This is a genomic window from Isoptericola sp. NPDC057559 (assembly GCF_042801555.1).
Lineage (GTDB): Bacteria > Actinomycetota > Actinomycetes > Actinomycetales > Cellulomonadaceae > Isoptericola.
In genome coordinates, this window is the sequence record NZ_JBHVFQ010000019.1 from 33,813 (window position 1) to 50,725 (window position 16,913).

Genomic DNA, 16,913 nt, shown 5'->3' on the forward strand with positions numbered 1-16,913 from the left:
ATCGATGCGCATCGACGCACCTGGTCGACGACAGTAGCGATCGCGTCGCGGGGCGGCAAGGGTGCCGGCGAGACCTGCGGGGCGAGCCCGTCGGGACGGCGGTCCCGACGGGCTCGCCCGGCGGCTCAGGAGTGCGGCACCGTCGCGGTGATGAGCGTGCCGTCGTCGCGCCGGTTGCCGGACAGCGCGCGCAGGCTCGGGCGGCCCGGCCGCACCGGTCCCTGCCCGTCGAGGGGGACGCGCACGGACTCGCCCGGCCCGACCTTCACCTGCTCACCGCGCACGGCGACCTGCGCGCCCTCGCCCGTCTCGGCCGTGAGCTCGAGCTCCTCGGCGCGCACGGAGACGCGCAGCCGCGAGCCGTGCCACATGACGCGGAACGTCAGCTCGTCCCAGCCCTGCGGCAGGCGCGGGTCGAAGGTCAGCTCGCCGTCGTGGTCGCGCATGCCGCCGAACCCGAACGCCAGCGCCGACCACGTGCCGCCCGCCGACGCGACGTGCACGCCGTCCGAGGCGTTGTCGTGCAGGTTCGCCAGGTCCACCAGGAGCGACGAGACGAAGTACTCCAGCGCCAGCTCGTGGTAGCCCACCTCGGCCGCGACGATCGACTGCACCACGCCCGACAGCGTCGAGTCCCCCGTGGTCAGCGGGTCGTAGTACTCGAAGTCGGCGAGCTTCTCCTCCGGCGTGAAGTGCTGGCCCTGGAGGAAGAGCGCCAGCACCACGTCCGCCTGCTTGAGCACCTGGTACCGGTAGATGACCAGCGGGTGGTAGTGCAGCAGCAGCGGCCGCTTGGTGACCGGCGTCGCCGCGAGGTCCCAGATCTCCCGCTCGAGGAAGTGCGAGTCCTGGGGGTGGATGCCGATGCTCTCGGCGTACGGGATGGACATGTGGTCGGCGGCGCGCCGCCACTCGGTGGTCTCGTGCACGCCGAGCGAGAGCCGGTCGGCGAGGCGCTCGTAGTCCTCCGGGTGGTCCTCGCGCATCCGCTCGACGACGAACGCCGCCGCGCGCAGGTTGAAGCGCGCCATGACGTTGGTGAAGAGGTTGTCGTTGACGACCGTCGTGTACTCGTCCGGGCCGGTGACGCCGTGGATGTGGAAGTTGTCGTCGCCGTTGGCGCGCCAGAAGCCGAGGTCCTCCCACATGCGCGCGGTCTCGACCAGCAGGTCGGCGGCCTCACGGCGCAGGAAGTCGGTGTCGCCGGTCGCCCGCACGTACTGCACCAGCGCGAAGCTGATGTCCGCGTCGATGTGGTACTGCGCCGTGCCCGCCGCGTAGTAGGCCGAGGCCTCCTCGCCGTTGATGGTGCGCCACGGGAACAGGGCGCCCTTCTGCGACAGCTCCTGCGCGCGACGCCGGGCGGCGTCGAGCATCTGGTAGCGGAAGCGCAGCGCGTTGCGGGCGTACCGAGGGCTCGTGTACGTGAGGAACGGGAGCACGTAGATCTCCGTGTCCCAGAAGTAGTGCCCCGAGTAGCCGCTGCCCGTCAGCCCCTTCGCGGGGACGCCGGAGCCCTCGGCGCGCGCCGTCGCCTGCGCGAGCTGGAAGAGGTTCCACCGCACCGCCTGCTGGATCTCCGGGCGCCCGGCGATCTCGACGTCGGACCGGGTCCAGAAGTCGTCCAGCCACTCGCGCTGGTGGTCGAACTGGGCCTGCACCCCGCCCGCGCGGACGCGGTCCAGCGTGCGGCGGCAGCGGTCGACGAGCTCGCGCGTGGGGACGCCGCGGGACGTGTGGTAGGTGACCACCTTGGTGAGGCGGATCCGGTGGCCGGCCTTCGCGTCCACGCGGAACACGTGCTTGGCGAGGTCGTCGTCCACCTGCGTGCGCACGTCCCACTCGTCCTCGGTCTCGAGGCGGTGGTCGGCGGCGACGGCGAGCGTCATGCCCGAGTTGGTGCTCCGGTAGGACAGCACGAGGCGCTCGTCGTCGCCCCAGCGGGTCTGCGGCTGCAGCACCCGGCCCGCGAACGCCTCCGCCTTGCGCGGGTCGAACCCCTCGCCGAGGGACGCGGCCGGCACGTGGTACTCGTCCTGGCCGTCCTGGCGGTTGAGGATCTGCGAGGAGATCGCGACCGGGGCGTCGGAGTCGAGCAGCGTGACCTCGAACGTCATCACGGCCAGGTGCCGCTCGACGAACGACACCATGCGCTCGGAGCTGACGCGCACCCGCTTGCCCGACGGCGTGCGCCACAGGATCTCGCGACGCAGCACGCCGTCGCGCAGGTCGAGGGCGCGCTCGTAGTCGATGAGGTCCGCGACGGGCAGGAGCAGGGGCTCGTCGTCGACGTACAGCCGGATCACCTTGGTGTCCGGGGCGTTGACGATCGTCTGGCCCACCTTGGCGAAGCCGTACGCCTCCTCGGCGTGGTGGATCGGCCAGGTCTCGTGGAACCCGTTGACGAACGTGCCGTGGGCGTGGGACTCGCGCCCCTCCTCGACGTTGCCGCGCATCCCGAGGTAGCCGTTGGCCACCGCGAAGAGCGACTCGGTGACGCCCAGGTCCTCCGCGGAGAACTCCGCCTCGACGAGTCGCCACGGCTCGGCCGGGAAGCGCATGCGGTCCACGGACCGCTGCTCGTCGGCGGTGCGCTTGATCATGCCTGCTCCCCCAGCTCGTGGTGCTCGTCGGCCCGGGCGGCGGGCGCGTCGAGGACGGACGCGTCCAGCTCGCCCAGGTCGCCGACCACGCGGTCCGCGCCGTGCGCGACGAGGGCCTGCGCGCCGACGCCGCGGTCGACGCCGAGCACGAGGCCGAACGGGCCCGCGGCGCCGGCCTGCACGCCGGACAGCGCGTCCTCCACGACGACGGACTGCTCCGCCGGGACGCCGAGGAGCGCGGCGGCGCGCAGGTACGTGTCCGGGGCGGGCTTGCCGGCCAGGTGCTCACGGGCCGCGACGTTGCCGTCCACGACCACGTCGAAGCGGTCCGCGAGCCCGGACGCGGCGAGCACGGCGGGGGTGTTGCGCGACGACGAGACCACGGCCACCTGCGCGCCCGCCGCCGTCACGGCGTCGAGGAAGCGCACCGAGCCGGGGTACGGCGCGATCCCCTCCTCGTCGAACATCCGGTTGACGATCGCGTCCTTGCGGTTGCCGAGCGCGCTCACGGTGTCCTCGCCGGGCGCGTCCTCGGCCGTGCCGCGCGGCAGCTCGACGCCGCGCGACGCGAGGAACGCGGCCACGCCGTCGTAGCGGGGCTTGCCGTCGATGTGCGCGAAGTAGTCCGCGGACGTGTACGGCGCGAGGCCACGCTCCTGGCAGTAGGGCGCGAACAGGCGCTCCCACGCCCGCATGTGCACCTCGGCGGTCGGGGTGAGCACGCCGTCGAGGTCGAACAGCACGGCTCGGAGGCTGGTCACGAGGGTCCTTCGCAGGTCGGGGTCAGGTCGCGGGCACCGCACCCCTCGGGCCGACGCCGTGGTTCAGCCTACGCAGTCGGGGGGCACGTCCGGGAGCCCGACGGGCACCTCGACGAGATCTCCCTCGATCGGGCCCCGGTCGGTCCCCGGTCAGGCCGTGGCGCGCTCGGCGATCGCCTCCGCCACCCGGCCGAGGTTCGCGAGCTCGGCGCGGTGCGTGTCGACGTCCGCCGGCCGGCGGCGCGGCGCCGCGAGCAGCGTGACGTCGGCGAGCCCGGACGCCGGCAGCCCCACGCGCCGCCACGGCTCCGCGACCATCCGCACCAGCTCCCCGAGCTGCGGCCCGGCGCACTGCGAGACCGTGGCGGGCGGCAGCCCCGCCCACAGCCCGACGCCCCGCTCCGTGGCACGGGCGAGCAGCTCCCAGGCCCGCTCGTTCCAGCCGTCCGGGCCCACGTCGGCCAGGGCCAGCCCGACGGCGTCGGCCCCCGCGAGCGCCACGGGCGGCACCCCGACCCACGTGGCGCCGAGATGCACCACCACCCGCGCGCCGGCGTCGTGCGCCGCCTCGATCACGGGACGCAGGCCCTCCACGACGTCGGGCCCGGGCACCGCGCGCAGCCGGGAGTAGCCCGAGAAGCTGGGCAGCACCCCGGCGTGCACCTGGCCGAGCAGCGGCTCGGTGAGCTGCACGACCGGCGCCGCGCCCGGCACCTGCGCGCGCACATCGGCGAGGTGGGTGCGCACGGCTTCGGCCAGGGCGAGGGAGAGGTCGCGTCGCGCCCCGACGTCGGCGAGCACGCGGTCCCCGCGCGCCGACCAGAGCTCCGCGGCGAGCGTCCACGGCCCCACCAGCTCGACGGCGAGCGGGCCGTCGTGCCCGACGGCGGCGACGGCGAGGGCGGACAGGTCCTCGCGCAGCAGCGCGTCGGCGCGCCGCAGGTCGACGCCCGGATGGTCGGTCAGCTTCCAGCCGTGCGCGCCGAGCTCCACCGGCATCCCGGCGAGCAGCGCCGCCGTGCGGCCCACCGGGTCCGCGCCGGGGCCGCGCCCGGTCAGCTGCGCGAGGAACGGCACCGGGTCGACGCCGGTCGGCAGGGACGCCAGGTCGTCGAGGACGGTCTGCTGCGCCACGAGCTCGTCGCGCGCGCCGCCGGGCCACGGGCCGTGCCCGGAGACCGCCGTCACGACGCCGCCCCGCGGGTCGTCGCGAGTTTCACCACCACGTCACCTCCCCCGCCGCGTCACGTCGCGGCGGCTCGCTGCTCTCGAAGATAGAGCGGCCGTCGTCGGCGCTCACCGGGAGCACCGTAACGGCCGGACGAAGGAGTCCCGATGTCCGTCATCCTCGACCAGGCGCCCGCGTCGCCCGCGGGCACGGTCCCTGCGCACCCCCTGACGGGCCCGGACCACCTGCCGTCCACCGCCCGCGCCGTGGCCACGCGCGTCCACGCCAACGCGATGCCGTCCGGTGCCGAGGCGGTGCTGCGCCGCCAGCTGGCGCCGGGCTTCCGCAACCACGACGTGCTGCCCGGCTGCACCGGCGGCCCCGACGCGCTGGTCGCCACGATGCAGTGGTTCCACGACGCGTTCGACGAGCAGCGCGTCGAGGTGCTGCACGCCATCTGCGAGGGCGAGCTCGTGGCCCTGCACGTGGCGTTCAGCGCGCTGCACGCCGGGTTCTTCCTCGGGGTGCCGCCGTCGCACCGCCGCTTCACCGTGCGCGAGATGCACCTCGCGCGCGTGACCGACGGGCTCGAGGTGGAGCACTGGGTGACGCGCGACCAGGTGTGGTGGGAGCACGAGCTGCGACGGTGATCCCCGCGCCGGGCGACGCCCGGAGCCCCCGCGCCGTCGTGGGAGACTGCCGCCATGCGGATCACCGTGCGCAACGCCCGTTTCCAGCAGCTGCAGACGTTGCTCACCAACCGCACCAAGCGCGGCCGCGCCGGCGAGTTCCTGGTGCAGGGCGTGCGGCCCATCACGATGGCCGTCGAGCACGGCTGGCAGGTGCGCACCCTGCTGCACGAGACCGACCGCCGGCTGTCGTCGTGGGCGCAGGACCTGCTGCAGGCCACCGGCGCCGAGACCATCGCGATGTCGCCCGACCTGCTCGCCGAGCTCTCCGAGAAGGACGCCGGGGCCTCGGAGCTGCTCGCCGTCGTCGCCATGCCCGCCGACGACCTGGGCCGGGTCCCCGTGGGGCCGTCGTTCCTCGGCGTCGTCTTCGACCGCCCCACCCAGCCGGGCAACATCGGCGCGGTCGTGCGGTCCGCGGACGCGTTCGGCGCGGACGGGCTCGTCGTGACCGGGCACGCCGCCGACCCCTACGACCCGAAGTCGGTGCGCGCCTCCACGGGCTCCCTCTTCGCGCTGCCCGTGGTGCGCGCGGCGTCCCACCACGAGGTCCTCGACTGGGTGGGAGCGCGGCGTGCCGCGGGCACGCCCGTCACCGTCGTCGCGACCGACGAGGACGGCGACGCCGCGCCCGCCGACGTCGACCTCACCGGCCCGGTGCTCCTGGCCGTCGGCAACGAGACCGCCGGCCTGTCGAAGGGGTGGCGCGAGGCCGCCGACGTCACGCTCGCCATCCCCATGGCCGGGTCGGCGAGCTCGCTCAACGCGTCCAACGCCGCCTCGATCGTGCTCTACGAGGCGCACCGGCAGCGGCTCGCGCGGGGCTGACACCCTCGGACCCGCGGGGGGACGGCGTCAGGCGCGGACGACCGCCCGGCAGCTGCGCAGGAACGAGGCGGCGACCCGGGCGGGGTCGCCGAGGTAGCCCGCGACCATGACGCCGTCGCGCAGCAGCATCAGGTCCTCGGCGACCGCGGCCGGGTCGGCGGGCGCGAGCGGCGCGACGAGCCGCTCGAACGCGCTCGCCCACCACCGCCGGTGCGCGTCGACGGTCGCGCGGACCGCGCTGTCGGCGTCGGGGTACTCGGCGGCGGCGTTGATGAACGGGCAGCCGCGGAACCCGGGGCTGCACGCGAGGGCCCCGGTGCCGTCGGCGACGAGGCGCAGCGTGGCGTCGACGTCGCCCGCCCCCGCGGCGAGGGCCGCCTCGACGCCGTCGCGCTCCAGCGCCGCCCGGCGCTCGAGGTACGCGACCACGAGGTCGTCCTTGCTCTTGAAGTGCCGGTAGAAGGTCACCTTGGTGGTCCCGGCCCGGTCGATGACCTTGTCGACGCTCACGGCGCGCAGCCCGCGGCTGTAGAACAGCTCGCTCGCCGCCTCGACCAGGCGCTCTCCCACCGACCCCTGCACGGTCGCGATCATACGTGTCCTCCTGCCCCTCCCGGCCGGCCGCCGGGGCGGTCCCTCTTGCGCGGGACGACCGGCCGTGTGTACGGTCACGCTCGGTAGAGTGACTAGTCAGTCTACCTCCGTCCCCACCCAGGAGAGAGCCCCGTGACCACCACCGTCGAACCATCCACCGCCACCGCCTCGGCGCTGCGGAACCTCTACCTCGTCCGCTTCGGCTTCGCCGTCGTCTGGGCCGTGCTGCTGTTCCTCACGGCGGCGACCGTCGGCCCGGTGAGCGCGACGCTGCTCGTGCTGTATCCGCTGTTCGACGTCGCCGCAGCGGTCGTCGACCTGCGCGCCTCGAAGGCCGCCCGCCCCGCCGTCGGGCTCCGGGTCAACGTCGTCCTCAGCCTGCTGGCCGCCGTCGGCCTGGGCGTCGCCGTCACGTCGGGGATCCCCGCAGTGCTGCGCGTCTGGGGGGCCTGGGCGATCGCCGCCGGGCTCGTGCAGCTCGTCGTGGCCGTCCGGCGCCGCGGGCTCGGCGGCCAGTGGGCCATGATCCTCAGCGGCGGCATCTCCGTGCTCGCCGGCGGCGGGTTCGTCATGATGGCCGGCGGCCCGGACGCGGCGCTGACCCCGCTCGCCGGGTACGCCACCCTCGGCGGCATCTTCTTCCTCGTCTCCGCGCTGCGGCTGCACCGCGTCGTGCAGGGCGCCGCGCGATGACCCGCACCGTCGTCGACGTCGTGGTCGTGGGCGCCGGCCCGGTCGGGGAGAACGTCGCCGACCGCGTGGTGCGGGGCGGCCTCACGGCAGCCGTCGTGTAGCGCGAGCTCGTGGGCGGGGAGTGCTCCTACTGGGCTTGCATGCCCATGAAGGCCCTGCTGCGCGACGCCGCCGCGCTGCGCGCCGCCCGGAGCCTGCCCGGCGCCCGCGCCGCCGTGACCGGCGAGCTCGACGCCGCGGCCGTCCTGCGCCGTCGGGACGGCTTCGCCGCCCACTGGGAGGACGACGGCCAGGTCGCCTGGCTGGAGGGCGCCGGGATCACGCTGGTCCGCGGCACCGGGCGGATCCGCGACGCACGCACCGTCGAGGTGACGGGTGCCGACGGGTCCACGACCGCGCTCGAGGCGCGGCACGCCGTGGTGGTCGCCACGGGCAGCGGCGCGCGCCTGCCGGAGGTCGCGGGCCTGGCCGACGCCGCCCCGTGGACCAGCAGGGAGGCGGCCTCCGCCCCGGCGGTGCCGCGCCGCCTCGTCGTGGTCGGCGGCGGCGTCGTCGGCGCCGAGTCGGCCACCGCGTACGCGGGCCTCGGAGCGCGCGTGACCCTGGTCGCCCGCGGCCGCCTGCTCCCCGCCGTCGAGCCGTTCGCCGCCGCGCTCGTCGCCGACTCCCTCAAGTCGGCCGGCGTCGAGCTGCGCGAGGGCACCGAACCCGTCGCCGTCCGCCGCGACCGCCACGGGGTCCGGGTCGACCTCGCGGACGGCACCGCCCTCGGGGCCGACGAGATCCTCGTCGCCACCGGGCGGCGCCCGCACACGGACGACGTCGGCCTGGAGCGGCTCGGGCTCACCCCGGGCGACTGGTTGCGGGTGGACGACTCCCTGCGGGTCCTCGGGCCCGACGGCCGCCCGGTCGGCGACGGCCGGGTCTACGCCGCCGGCGACGTCAACCGGCGCGCCCTCCTGACCCACCAGGGCAAGTACCAGGCCCGCGCCGTCGGCGACACGATCGTCGCGCGGGCGCGGGGCGCCGCCGTCGACCTCTCCCCCTGGGGCCGGCACGCCACCACGGCCGACCAGAGGGCCGTGCCGCAGGTGGTCTTCACCGACCCGGAGGTCGCGACCGTCGGGCACACCGCCGCCTCCGCCGCGGCGGCCGGGCTCCGCGTGCGGACCGTCGAGCACGACCTCGGGTCCGTCGCCGGCGCCGCCCTGCGCGCCGACGGGTACACGGGGCGGGCCGGCATGGTCGTCGACGAGGACCGGCAGGTGGTCGTCGGCTTCACCGCCGTCGGCCCGGACGTCGGCGAGCTGCTGCACGCCGCGACGATCGCCGTCGCCGCGGAGGTGCCGCTCGACCGGCTGTGGCACGCGGTCCCGGCCTACCCGACCGTCAGCGAGGTCTGGCTGCGGCTCCTCGAGGCGTACGGGCGGGACGCGGCCTCGGCGGCCTAGCCGCGCCAGGCGTCGGCCACGGTCGCCTGGCCGAGCACCTGGGTGCCGCGGTAGACGACGGCGGACTGCCCGGCGGCGACGCCCCGCAGAGGGGTGCCCGTGAGCCGCAGCTCCATGCCGGGCGCGCCGTCGTCGCCCACCGACCCGTCCCGCGCCGGCGTGCCGGTCGTCGCGCGCACCCGCGCGGGGACCGGCGCGCCGTGGGCGCGGATCTGCAGCTCGGCGTCGACCCAGCCCTGCGGCGCCGGCGCGAACCACACGGCCCGCCCCGCGGCGACGCGGTCCACGCTGAGCAGCTCGGCAGGGCCCACGACGACCGTGTTGGACGACGCCTGCACGTCCACCACGTACCGCGCGCGGCCGTCGGCGGCGGGGCGACCGAGGCCGAGCCCCTTGCGCTGGCCCACCGTGAACGCGTACGCGCCGTCGTGCTCGCCGACGACGTTCCCGGCGGTGTCCACGACCTCGCCCGGCCGGGAGCCGAGCCGGTCGCGCAGGAAGCCGCGGGTGTCGCCGTCGGCCACGAAGCAGATGTCGTAGGAGTCGGGCTTGGCGCTCACCGACAGGCCGCGCCGCTCGGCCTCAGCGCGCACCTCGGCCTTGGTGGCGAACCCGCCGAGCGGGAACATCGCGCGCGCCAGGCGGTCCGGCCCCATGACCGCGAGCACGTACGACTGGTCCTTCTCGTCGTTCGGGGACCGGTGCAGCTCGCGCGACACCGTCCCGTCCTCGGCCTCGTGCGTGACGACGCGGGCGTAGTGCCCGGTCGCCACGGCGTCGAACCCGAGCGCCGTCGCCTTGTCCAGCAGCGCCTCGAACTTGATGTGCTCGTTGCAGCGCACGCACGGGTTCGGGGTGCGGCCCGCCTCGTACTCCGACAGGAAGTCGGCGACGACGGTCTCCTCGAACCGCTCGGACAGGTCCCACACGTAGTACGGGATGCCGAGCACGTCCGCGGCCCGGCGTGCGTCGCCGGCGTCCTCGATGGAGCAGCAGCCGCGCGAGCCCGTGCGGAACTGGTCCCGGTTGCGGCTCAGGGCCATGTGCACGCCCACCACGTCGTGCCCCGCCTCGACGGCGAGCGCCGCGGCGACGGCCGAGTCCACGCCGCCCGACATGGCGGCCAGGACCCTCACGCCGTACCTCCCGACCGCGCGGACACGAGGCCCGCCGCGCGCGCCCGCTGCACCACCTGGGGCAGGGCCGCGACGAGCCGCTCGACGTCGTCGTCGGACGACGTCGCGCCGAGCGTGAAGCGCAGCGCGCCGCGCGCCTCCAGCTCGGGCACACCCATCGCGAGCAGCACGTGCGACGGCTGCGGCACGCCCGCCTGGCACGCCGACCCCGTCGACGCCTGCACGCCCGCCGAGTCCAGCAGGTACAGCAGCGAGTCGCCCTCCGCGCCCGGGAACGTGAAGTGGGCGTTGCCGGGCAGCCGCGCCGCGGCGCCGTCGTCGGACGCCGGGTCGGGGCCGCGGAGCACGGCCTCGGGGTCCGCGGCGCGCACGCCCGCGACGAGGGTGTCGCGCAGCGCCGCCAGGCGCGCCGCGCGCTCCCGCCGGCCGCCGACCGCCTCCGCCAGCGCGACGGCGAACGAGCGGATCGCGGGCACGTCCAGCGTGCCCGAGCGGACGCCGCGCTCCTGGCCGCCGCCGTGCAGCACCGCCTCCAGCGGCAGGTCCCGGCGGGCGAGCAGCGCGCCCACGCCCAGCGGGCCGCCCAGCTTGTGGGCCGTGACCGTCAGCGCGTCCACGCCCGACGCCGCGAAGTCGACCTCGACCTGCCCCACCGCCTGCACCGCGTCCGTGTGCACGGGCACCCCGTGCTGGTGCGCGAGCCGCACCACGTCGCGCACCGGCTGCAGCGTGCCCACCTCGTTGTTGGCCCACATCACCGAGACGAGGGCCACCTCGTGGGCGTGCTCGGCCAGCTCCGCGCGCAGCGCCGCCAGGTCGATCCGGCCGTCGCCGTCCACCGGCAGCAGCACGATCTCCGCGCCCGCGTGCCCCGCCAGCCAGAACGCCGGGTCCAGCACGGCGTGGTGCTCCACGGCGGACACCAGCACCCGGGTGCGGCGCGGGTCCTGCCGGCGCCGGCCCCAGAAGATCCCCTTGATGGCGAGGTTGTCCGCCTCCGTGCCGCCCGCGGTGAAGATCACCTCGCTGGGCCGCGCGCCGAGCGACGCCGCCACCGACTCGCGCGACTCCTCCACCGCCCGCCGGGCCCCGCGCCCCGCCGAGTGCAGCGAGCTCGCGTTGCCGGTGTGGCCCGCCTCCGCCACGTACGCCTCGAGCGCCGCCCGCGACATGGGAGTCGTGGCGGCGTGGTCGAGGTAGGCGCCCGCGGGCGCCTCGGGGGTGGTCACGGTTCCCCAGTCTACGAACTCCGCCGGCAGGCAACGAGCGTGCTGATTTCGTCCTCGAACGGGCGGTACGAGGACGAAGCCAGCACGCTCGATGCGTCAGCCGGGGTCAGCCGGGCGTCAGCGGTGGCGGGGCCAGGGGAACGGGCCCGGGCCGTCCCAGCCGTCACCCTTGCCGTGACCGTGCCCGTTCCCGTGGCCGTTCCCGTGGCCGTTCCCGTGGCCCGGGTGCTCGCCGCGGCCGGTCCGGTAGACCTGGACGGTCGACGGGCGCGGGCCGCGCCAGGCGCCGGCGGGGGCGCGCTCGCCCTCACCGAGGTAGTCCGGGAAGTACGAGTGCTGGTCGGCCGTGCTGCCGTTCTCGCCCGGGTGCTGCACGTTGACGTAGACCATCTGGTCGCGCGAGTCCACGACCGGGCCGCAGGTCTCCGCCTCGCGCGGCACCGACAGGAACTGCTCCACCCGCCCGCGCTGGCGGCCCGTGAGGGTCACCTTGAACAGGCCGTCGCACTTCTGGATGGTCGACGGGGCGCCGTCCGTGGAGATCCACAGGTTGCCGTCCGCGTCGAACGCGAGGTTGTCCGGGCAGGAGATCGGCGAGACCTGGTCGGCCGGGAAGCCGGAGAAGTAGGTCGAGTCGTTCACCGACGGGTCGCCCGCCACGAGGAGCAGGTTCCAGGTGAACGTCGTGGCGGTCTGGTCGCCGCGGTCCTCGATGATCTCGACGACGTGACCGTCGCGGTTGGTGTTCCGCGGGTTCGGCTCGGTGGCGCCCTCCTTGCCCGCCTTGCCGCGGTCGGTGTTGTTGGTGCACGCCACGTAGATGCGGCCGGTGAGCGGGTTCGGCTCCACGTCCTCCGGGCGGTCCATCTTGGTGGCGCCCACGGCGTCGGCCGCGAGGCGCGTGAAGACGAGCACCTCCTCGACGGTCATGCCGGGCACCCGCGACGCGCCGTCCTGCACCAGCGGCACCCACTCGCCCGTGCCGTCGAAGGCACCGTCGGAGGGCACCACGCCCGTCCCGTCGATCTCGGCGGCCGGGGAGTCGCCGGCGAACCGCGCCACGTACAGGTCGCCCTCGGACAGCAGCGTCTTGTTGTGGCGGCGCGCGGCGCGGCTCGCGCCCTCGCGGAACCGCTCCTTCGACACGTACTTGTAGACGTAGTCGAACCGCTCGTCGTCGCCCATGTACGCCACCGCGTGCCCGCGCTTCGACAGGATGACGTTGGCGCCCTCGTGCTTGAAGCGGCCCATCGCCGTGTGCTTGACCGGCGCCTCGTCGGGCTCGTACGGGTCCACCTCGACGATCCAGCCGAAGCGGTGGTTCTCGTACTCGTAGCCGGGGTTGTTGCCGTCGAAGCGGGGGTCGTCGAGCTCCCAGCCGTAGCTCGTCGCCTTGTCGGCGAGGCCGTAGCGCGCGTCGCGCGGGTCCTTGCCGTTGACGCGCAGGTTGGCGTTGAAGTTCTCCTCGCCGGAGACGACGGTGCCCCACGGCGTGGTGCCGCCCGCGCAGTTGTTGAGCGTGCCGCGCACGCGGGTGCCGCTCGGGTCCGCGACGGTGCGCAGGAGGTACGACCCGGCCGCCGGGCCGTCCACCCGGAACTCGGTGTCCACCGTGATGCGGCGGTTGAAGCGGCTGAGACGCGAGTACGTCCACGGCGAGCCCTCGCGGTCGCGGCGCACCTCGACCACGGACATGCCCCACGCCGCCCGCTCGATGGCGCGGCGGGTGGCGGCGTCGTACGACGCGTCGAACATGATGCCCGCGTTGGTGTACTCGTGGTTGCTCACGAGCAGGCCGCGACGGCCGCGCTTCGTCTTCCCCTGCGGGCGGACGTCGCCCGGGTCGGCGGGGAGGATGTCGAGGTAGTCGACGTTGTAGCCGAACTGCTTGGCCTGCTGCTCCGGCGTCTGGCGCGACGCGTCGAACGCGCGGCCGCCGGGCAGGATCGGGTCGCCCCAGCGGATGATGGGCGACCACTCGTAGCCCTCGGGGACGACGAAGGCGTCGACGCCCGCGTCCTGGGGGGCGATCGCGCCGAAGGCGAGGCCCTTGCCGGTGCCGCGGCCCGTGGCCGCGCCGGCCGACGTGGCGGCCGAGGCGACGGGCGCGCCGGCCACCTGGGCGCCGACGACGACGGTGGCGGCCGCGGCGGCGAGGCCGCCCAGCATGACGCGGCGGGACAGCGCCCGGGCGGCGACGTCGCGGAAGTACTCGTTGGCGGACTCGTTGGGTGCCGGGTGCGAGCACGCGTCCGCGCACTTCAGCCGACAGGTGACCGCGCTGCGCTTGCCGCGCGCGTAGTGGGGGCCGTGAGGCGTGGTCGCGAGCTCCAGCATCGGGCGCGACTCGGGGGCGATCGTCATCGGGGGCTCTCCTGAGGTAGGGCGGTGACGAGACCGGGGGTGACGCGCCCGACGCTAGGGAGCACCGGTGGCCGCCTGTCGTCGTGACCCCGACCCTCAGGTGAACAGCAGGTGACCCCCAGGGTGCGCCCGCCCGGCGGCCCTCAGCCCAGCGAGGCCACCCACTCGGACGTGCCGTCGGAGAAGCCCTGCTCCTTCCAGATCGGCACCTCGGCCTTGAGCTCCTCGACCAGGTCCGACGCCGCGGCGAACGCGGCCTGCCGGTGCCCGGCGGCGACGGCCGCCACCACGGCGACGTCCCCGATGCCGAGGTCGCCGGTGCGGTGCACGACGGCGGCCCGCACGCGGTCCCCGGTCGCCGCGGCCGTGCGGCGCGCGACCCGCTCGGCCACCGCCCGCAGCACCGCGGCCGCGTCCGGGTGCGCCTCGTAGTGCAGGCGCGCGACGCGACGTTCATGACCGGGCGCGCCGTCGTGGTCGCGCACGTATCCGGTGAACGTCGCCACGGCCCCGCACGCGTCGTCGCGCACCAACGCGCTCAGCTCGGCGACCAGCGGGTCGAGCGGAGTGTCGACGACGTCCGCGCGCAGGACGGTCGCCGATGCCGAGGTCGAGCCGGAGGCGTCCCGGTCGGGCCCCGCGCGCTCGACCTCGGCACCGGAGGTTCGACCTCGCGGCACGGGGGGCGCCGGATGATCACCACCGGCGAGCTGGTCGACGGCGTGCGCGAGCACGTCGGCGAGCGCGTCGAGCCCGTCGACGACCCCGCCGACGGAGCCCGGCAGGTTCACGACCAGCGTGCGCCCGGCCACCCCGGCCACGCCGCGGGACAGGGCCGCCGCCGGGACGGCCCGCTTCGCGGGATCCGTGGGTGCGAGCGACCGGGCGCGCACCAGCTCCGCGATCCCCGGCACCTCCCGGTCCAGGACGGCGCGCGTGGCCTCCGGCGTGCGGTCGCGCGGCCCGAGGCCGGTGCCGCCGCTGGTGACGACCAGGTGCGGCACGTCCTCGGGCGCTGCCACGAGCAGCGCGGCGATCGCCTCGCGCACCGGGTCGCCGTCGGGCACCACGACGGGCGCGGTCGTGCGCCACCCGCGTTCCGCGAACCATGCGACGGCCGCCGGGCCGGAGCGGTCCTCGTACTCCCCCGCCGCGGCCCGGTCCGACGCGACGACGACGGCGACGCGGCGCTCCGGCCGCTGGCCTCCGTCGTGCCCGTGACCCTGCTGGTGCTGGTGCGGCGAACCGTGCGCGTGCGCGCTCATGCGCCCTCCCCGTCCGCCGCGGTGGCCGACGCCGCCCGCGTCCAGTCGCCCGACTTCCCGCCCGACTTCGCCACGACCTGCACGTCCGTGAGCACGGCCGCCTTGTCGACGGCCTTGATCATGTCGTAGAGCGTCAGCCCGGCCACGGTCACGGCGGTGAGCGCCTCCATCTCGACGCCCGTGCGGCCGGTGGTGCGCACCGTGGCGCGGATCTCGACGGTCCCGGCGCCGCCCGGGCCGGAGCCGTCGGACGGGACGACGTCGATCTCGACGCCCGAGATCGGCAGCGGGTGGCACAGCGGCACGAGGTCGGGCGTGCGCTTGGCGCCCATGATTCCCGCGACGCGCGCGGTGGCGATCGCCTCCCCCTTGGGCAGGTCGCCCGACGCGATGCGCGCGACGACGTCCCGCCGCGTGCGCAGCACGGCCGTGGCGGTCGCCTCGCGGCGGGTCACGTCCTTGGCCGACACGTCGACCATGTGCGCGGCGCCGTCGGCGCGGTAGTGGGACAGGCCCACGTCCGGGTCGGTCGTCGGGTCGGTCGTGGGGTCGGGCTGGTCGGGCTGGTCGGTCAACGGAGCTCCTGGTAGTCGACGAGGTCGCCGGCCTCGAGGCGCGCGACGCCGGGCGGCACGGCCACGTGCCCGAACCAGGCGTCGGTGAGGGTCTGGCGCACCACCTCGTACGCCCCGGCGGACACGCCCCCGGTCGTCACGACGAGCGCGACGTCGTGCGGGGCGTCCGCGAGCACCTGGCGCAGCGCGTCGGGGCGGTCCGGCGCGACGCGGGTCGTGACGCGCGCGCCGGCCTGCGCCAGCGCGGCGGTGAGGGCGGCGCCGTTGGCGTCGTGCACCTGGGCGGGGCCGAGAGCCGCCCCGGCGGGCGCGAGCTCCGAGCCGGTGGAGACGAGCAGCACGTGCGGCGGCGCCGCGACGTCGACGGCGGTGACGCCGGCCGCCACGAGGGCACCGAGCTGCGGCGGGCCCAGCGGCGTGCCGGCCGCCAGGAGCAGACGGCCCTGCGCGACGTCGGAGCCCGCGGCGCGCACGAAGGTGCCCGGCGCGACGGGGGCGGCGAACCGCACCGCCGCCGCGGTCCGCGGGTCCGGGAAGCGCGGCGGGTCGGCGTCCTCGACCCGCACCACGGCATCGGCCCCGACGGGCACCGGCGCCCCGGTCATCACCGGCGCCGCGGTGCCCGGCGCGAGCGGCGGCGGCCGCGTGCCGGCGGGGACCGGCGCCGCGACGGGCAGCGTGACCGGGTCCCGCGCCGTCGCCGCGGCGAGGTCGGCCGCGCGCACCGCGTACCCGTCCATCTGGGAGTTGTCGAAGCCGGGCAGCGCCACCGCGGCCACCGCGTCGCGGGCCAGCACCCGCGGCGCCAGCGCGGCCCCCGCCGCGACCTGCGTCAGGAGCGTCGCGAGGTCGACCCTGGCCGCGCCGCGCCCGCGCGCCGCCGTCAGGGCGGGCTCGACCAGGCCGGCCACCGCGGCCGTGTGGTCGACCACAGGTCTGCGGCCGTGCGTCACGTCGTCATGCACGGGCGTCAGCCTATGTTCTCCGCCGCCCGCGGTCCCCGGCGGGGCACGCCCCGCCCGCGCTGCCTCGTGCGCCGGCGGGCGAGGGGGTCCACGTCCCCCCACCGGGCACGAGGGCGCCGGGATCGGTCGAAGCGGCGAGATCAGCCTCCCGGTCCCGCAGGTGCGGGGATATGCTCCTGCTCGTGCCGCACATGCGAGTTTCGGAAGCGTCCGTCTACCTCGGCGTCAGCGACGACACGGTGCGCCGCTGGATCGACCGCGGCCTGCTCGGGTCCACCACGGACGCGGCGGGGCGCAAGGTCGTGGACGGGTACGAGGTGGCGATGGTGGCGCGCGAGCACGCCACGCCCCCGGCGCTGCCGGGCGGGATGAAGAGCTCGGCGCGCAACCGCTTCGTCGGGCTCGTCACGGACCTGCAGGTGGACACCGTGATGGCGCAGGTGGAGCTGCAGTGCGGGCCGTTCCGCGTGGTGTCGCTCATGAGCAGCGAGGCCGTGCGCGACCTCGGGCTCGAGCGCGGCTCCGTCGCGGTGGCGGTGATCAAGTCGACGACCGTGGTGATCGAGGCCGAGGCGTGATCGGCCCAGGACAG

The 16,913-nt window shown here is 75.8% G+C and carries 14 protein-coding genes and 1 pseudogene; 5 read left to right on the forward strand and 10 right to left on the reverse strand.

Annotated elements, in window-relative coordinates; all coding sequences use genetic code 11:
* Positions 1–125 precede the first annotated feature (125 nt).
* The 3 genes from ACFU5J_RS16245 to ACFU5J_RS16255 form a co-directional block, all read right to left on the reverse strand.
* Positions 126–2,603 carry a glycoside hydrolase family 65 protein gene (locus ACFU5J_RS16245; RefSeq protein WP_430577349.1) on the reverse strand — a complete coding sequence of 826 codons (2,478 nt, stop codon included), beginning with the start codon at positions 2,601–2,603 and terminating at the stop codon, positions 126–128.
* On the reverse strand, positions 2,600–3,364 hold the full coding sequence (locus tag ACFU5J_RS16250) for an HAD family hydrolase (RefSeq protein ID WP_430579403.1): 765 nt from the start codon (positions 3,362–3,364) through the stop codon (positions 2,600–2,602). The genes ACFU5J_RS16245 and ACFU5J_RS16250 overlap by 4 nt, the downstream gene beginning before the upstream one ends.
* Positions 3,365–3,514: 150 nt before the next feature.
* Positions 3,515–4,552, reverse strand: a complete 1,038-nt coding sequence (locus ACFU5J_RS16255; protein WP_430579404.1) for a hypothetical protein — start codon at positions 4,550–4,552, stop codon at positions 3,515–3,517.
* A gap of 147 nt (positions 4,553–4,699) precedes the next feature.
* Here ACFU5J_RS16255 and ACFU5J_RS16260 point away from each other — a divergent pair, with 147 nt between their 5' ends.
* Both ACFU5J_RS16260 and ACFU5J_RS16265 read left to right on the forward strand, forming a co-directional pair.
* Positions 4,700–5,182 carry an ester cyclase gene (locus ACFU5J_RS16260; protein WP_430577346.1) on the forward strand — a complete coding sequence of 161 codons (483 nt, stop codon included), beginning with the start codon at positions 4,700–4,702 and terminating at the stop codon, positions 5,180–5,182.
* 54 nt (positions 5,183–5,236) lie between these two features.
* Positions 5,237–6,049 (forward strand): TrmH family RNA methyltransferase, encoded by an 813-nt coding sequence (locus ACFU5J_RS16265; RefSeq protein ID WP_430577345.1) that lies wholly within the window; start codon positions 5,237–5,239, stop codon positions 6,047–6,049.
* 27 nt (positions 6,050–6,076) lie between these two features.
* On the opposite strand, the gene ACFU5J_RS16270 is transcribed toward ACFU5J_RS16265, so the two are convergent.
* Positions 6,077–6,643: a TetR/AcrR family transcriptional regulator gene (locus ACFU5J_RS16270; protein WP_430577344.1), complete on the reverse strand. Its 567-nt coding sequence runs from the start codon at positions 6,641–6,643 to the stop codon at positions 6,077–6,079.
* 132 nt (positions 6,644–6,775) lie between these two features.
* Between ACFU5J_RS16270 and ACFU5J_RS16275 the strand changes: the two genes are divergently transcribed.
* Positions 6,776–7,336: a hypothetical protein gene (locus ACFU5J_RS16275; protein WP_430579405.1), complete on the forward strand. Its 561-nt coding sequence runs from the start codon at positions 6,776–6,778 to the stop codon at positions 7,334–7,336.
* A pseudogene (locus ACFU5J_RS16280) lies at positions 7,333–8,787 on the forward strand (dihydrolipoyl dehydrogenase family protein). The gene ACFU5J_RS16275 and the pseudogene ACFU5J_RS16280 overlap by 4 nt, the downstream one beginning before the upstream one ends.
* Here the strand turns inward: ACFU5J_RS16280 and mnmA are convergent.
* From mnmA to ACFU5J_RS16310, 6 genes are all read right to left on the reverse strand, one after another.
* Positions 8,784–9,923, reverse strand: a complete 1,140-nt coding sequence (mnmA, locus tag ACFU5J_RS16285; RefSeq protein WP_430577341.1) for a tRNA 2-thiouridine(34) synthase MnmA — start codon at positions 9,921–9,923, stop codon at positions 8,784–8,786. The pseudogene ACFU5J_RS16280 and the gene mnmA sit on opposite strands and share 4 nt — an antisense overlap.
* Positions 9,920–11,095 (reverse strand): cysteine desulfurase family protein, encoded by a 1,176-nt coding sequence (locus ACFU5J_RS16290; RefSeq protein WP_430579435.1) that lies wholly within the window; start codon positions 11,093–11,095, stop codon positions 9,920–9,922. The genes mnmA and ACFU5J_RS16290 overlap by 4 nt, the downstream gene beginning before the upstream one ends.
* Positions 11,096–11,269: 174 nt before the next feature.
* On the reverse strand, positions 11,270–13,516 hold the full coding sequence (locus ACFU5J_RS16295; RefSeq protein WP_430579406.1) for a PhoX family protein: 2,247 nt from the start codon (positions 13,514–13,516) through the stop codon (positions 11,270–11,272).
* Between the two features lie 143 nt (positions 13,517–13,659).
* Positions 13,660–14,781 (reverse strand): molybdenum cofactor biosynthesis protein MoaE, encoded by a 1,122-nt coding sequence (locus ACFU5J_RS16300; RefSeq protein ID WP_430579407.1) that lies wholly within the window; start codon positions 14,779–14,781, stop codon positions 13,660–13,662.
* Entirely contained in the window at positions 14,778–15,356 is a 579-nt protein-coding gene (gene moaC, locus ACFU5J_RS16305) for a cyclic pyranopterin monophosphate synthase MoaC (RefSeq protein ID WP_430579408.1), read from the reverse strand. The genes ACFU5J_RS16300 and moaC overlap by 4 nt, the downstream gene beginning before the upstream one ends.
* Positions 15,353–16,321: a molybdopterin-binding protein gene (locus ACFU5J_RS16310; RefSeq protein WP_430579409.1), complete on the reverse strand. Its 969-nt coding sequence runs from the start codon at positions 16,319–16,321 to the stop codon at positions 15,353–15,355. Before ACFU5J_RS16310 ends, moaC begins: the two co-directional genes overlap by 4 nt.
* Positions 16,322–16,503: 182 nt before the next feature.
* Here ACFU5J_RS16310 and ACFU5J_RS16315 point away from each other — a divergent pair, with 182 nt between their 5' ends.
* Entirely contained in the window at positions 16,504–16,899 is a 396-nt protein-coding gene (locus tag ACFU5J_RS16315; RefSeq protein ID WP_430579410.1) for a molybdopterin-binding protein, read from the forward strand.
* The last annotated feature ends 14 nt before the right edge of the window (positions 16,900–16,913 follow it).

Excerpts from the sequence above, each read along its gene's own strand:
- ACFU5J_RS16300 (WP_430579407.1), bottom strand. The coding sequence starts at position 14,781 with ATGAGCGCGCACGCGCACGGTTCGCCGCACCAGCACCAGCAGGGTCAC.
- ACFU5J_RS16245 (WP_430577349.1), bottom strand. The coding sequence starts at position 2,603 with ATGATCAAGCGCACCGCCGACGAGCAGCGGTCCGTGGACCGCATGCGC.
- ACFU5J_RS16290 (WP_430579435.1), bottom strand. The coding sequence starts at position 11,095 with ATGTCGCGGGCGGCGCTCGAGGCGTACGTGGCGGAGGCGGGCCACACC.
- ACFU5J_RS16270 (WP_430577344.1), bottom strand. The coding sequence starts at position 6,643 with ATGATCGCGACCGTGCAGGGGTCGGTGGGAGAGCGCCTGGTCGAGGCG.
- ACFU5J_RS16260 (WP_430577346.1), top strand. The coding sequence starts at position 4,700 with ATGTCCGTCATCCTCGACCAGGCGCCCGCGTCGCCCGCGGGCACGGTC.
- ACFU5J_RS16265 (WP_430577345.1), top strand. The coding sequence starts at position 5,237 with ATGCGGATCACCGTGCGCAACGCCCGTTTCCAGCAGCTGCAGACGTTG.
- ACFU5J_RS16295 (WP_430579406.1), bottom strand. The coding sequence starts at position 13,516 with ATGACGATCGCCCCCGAGTCGCGCCCGATGCTGGAGCTCGCGACCACG.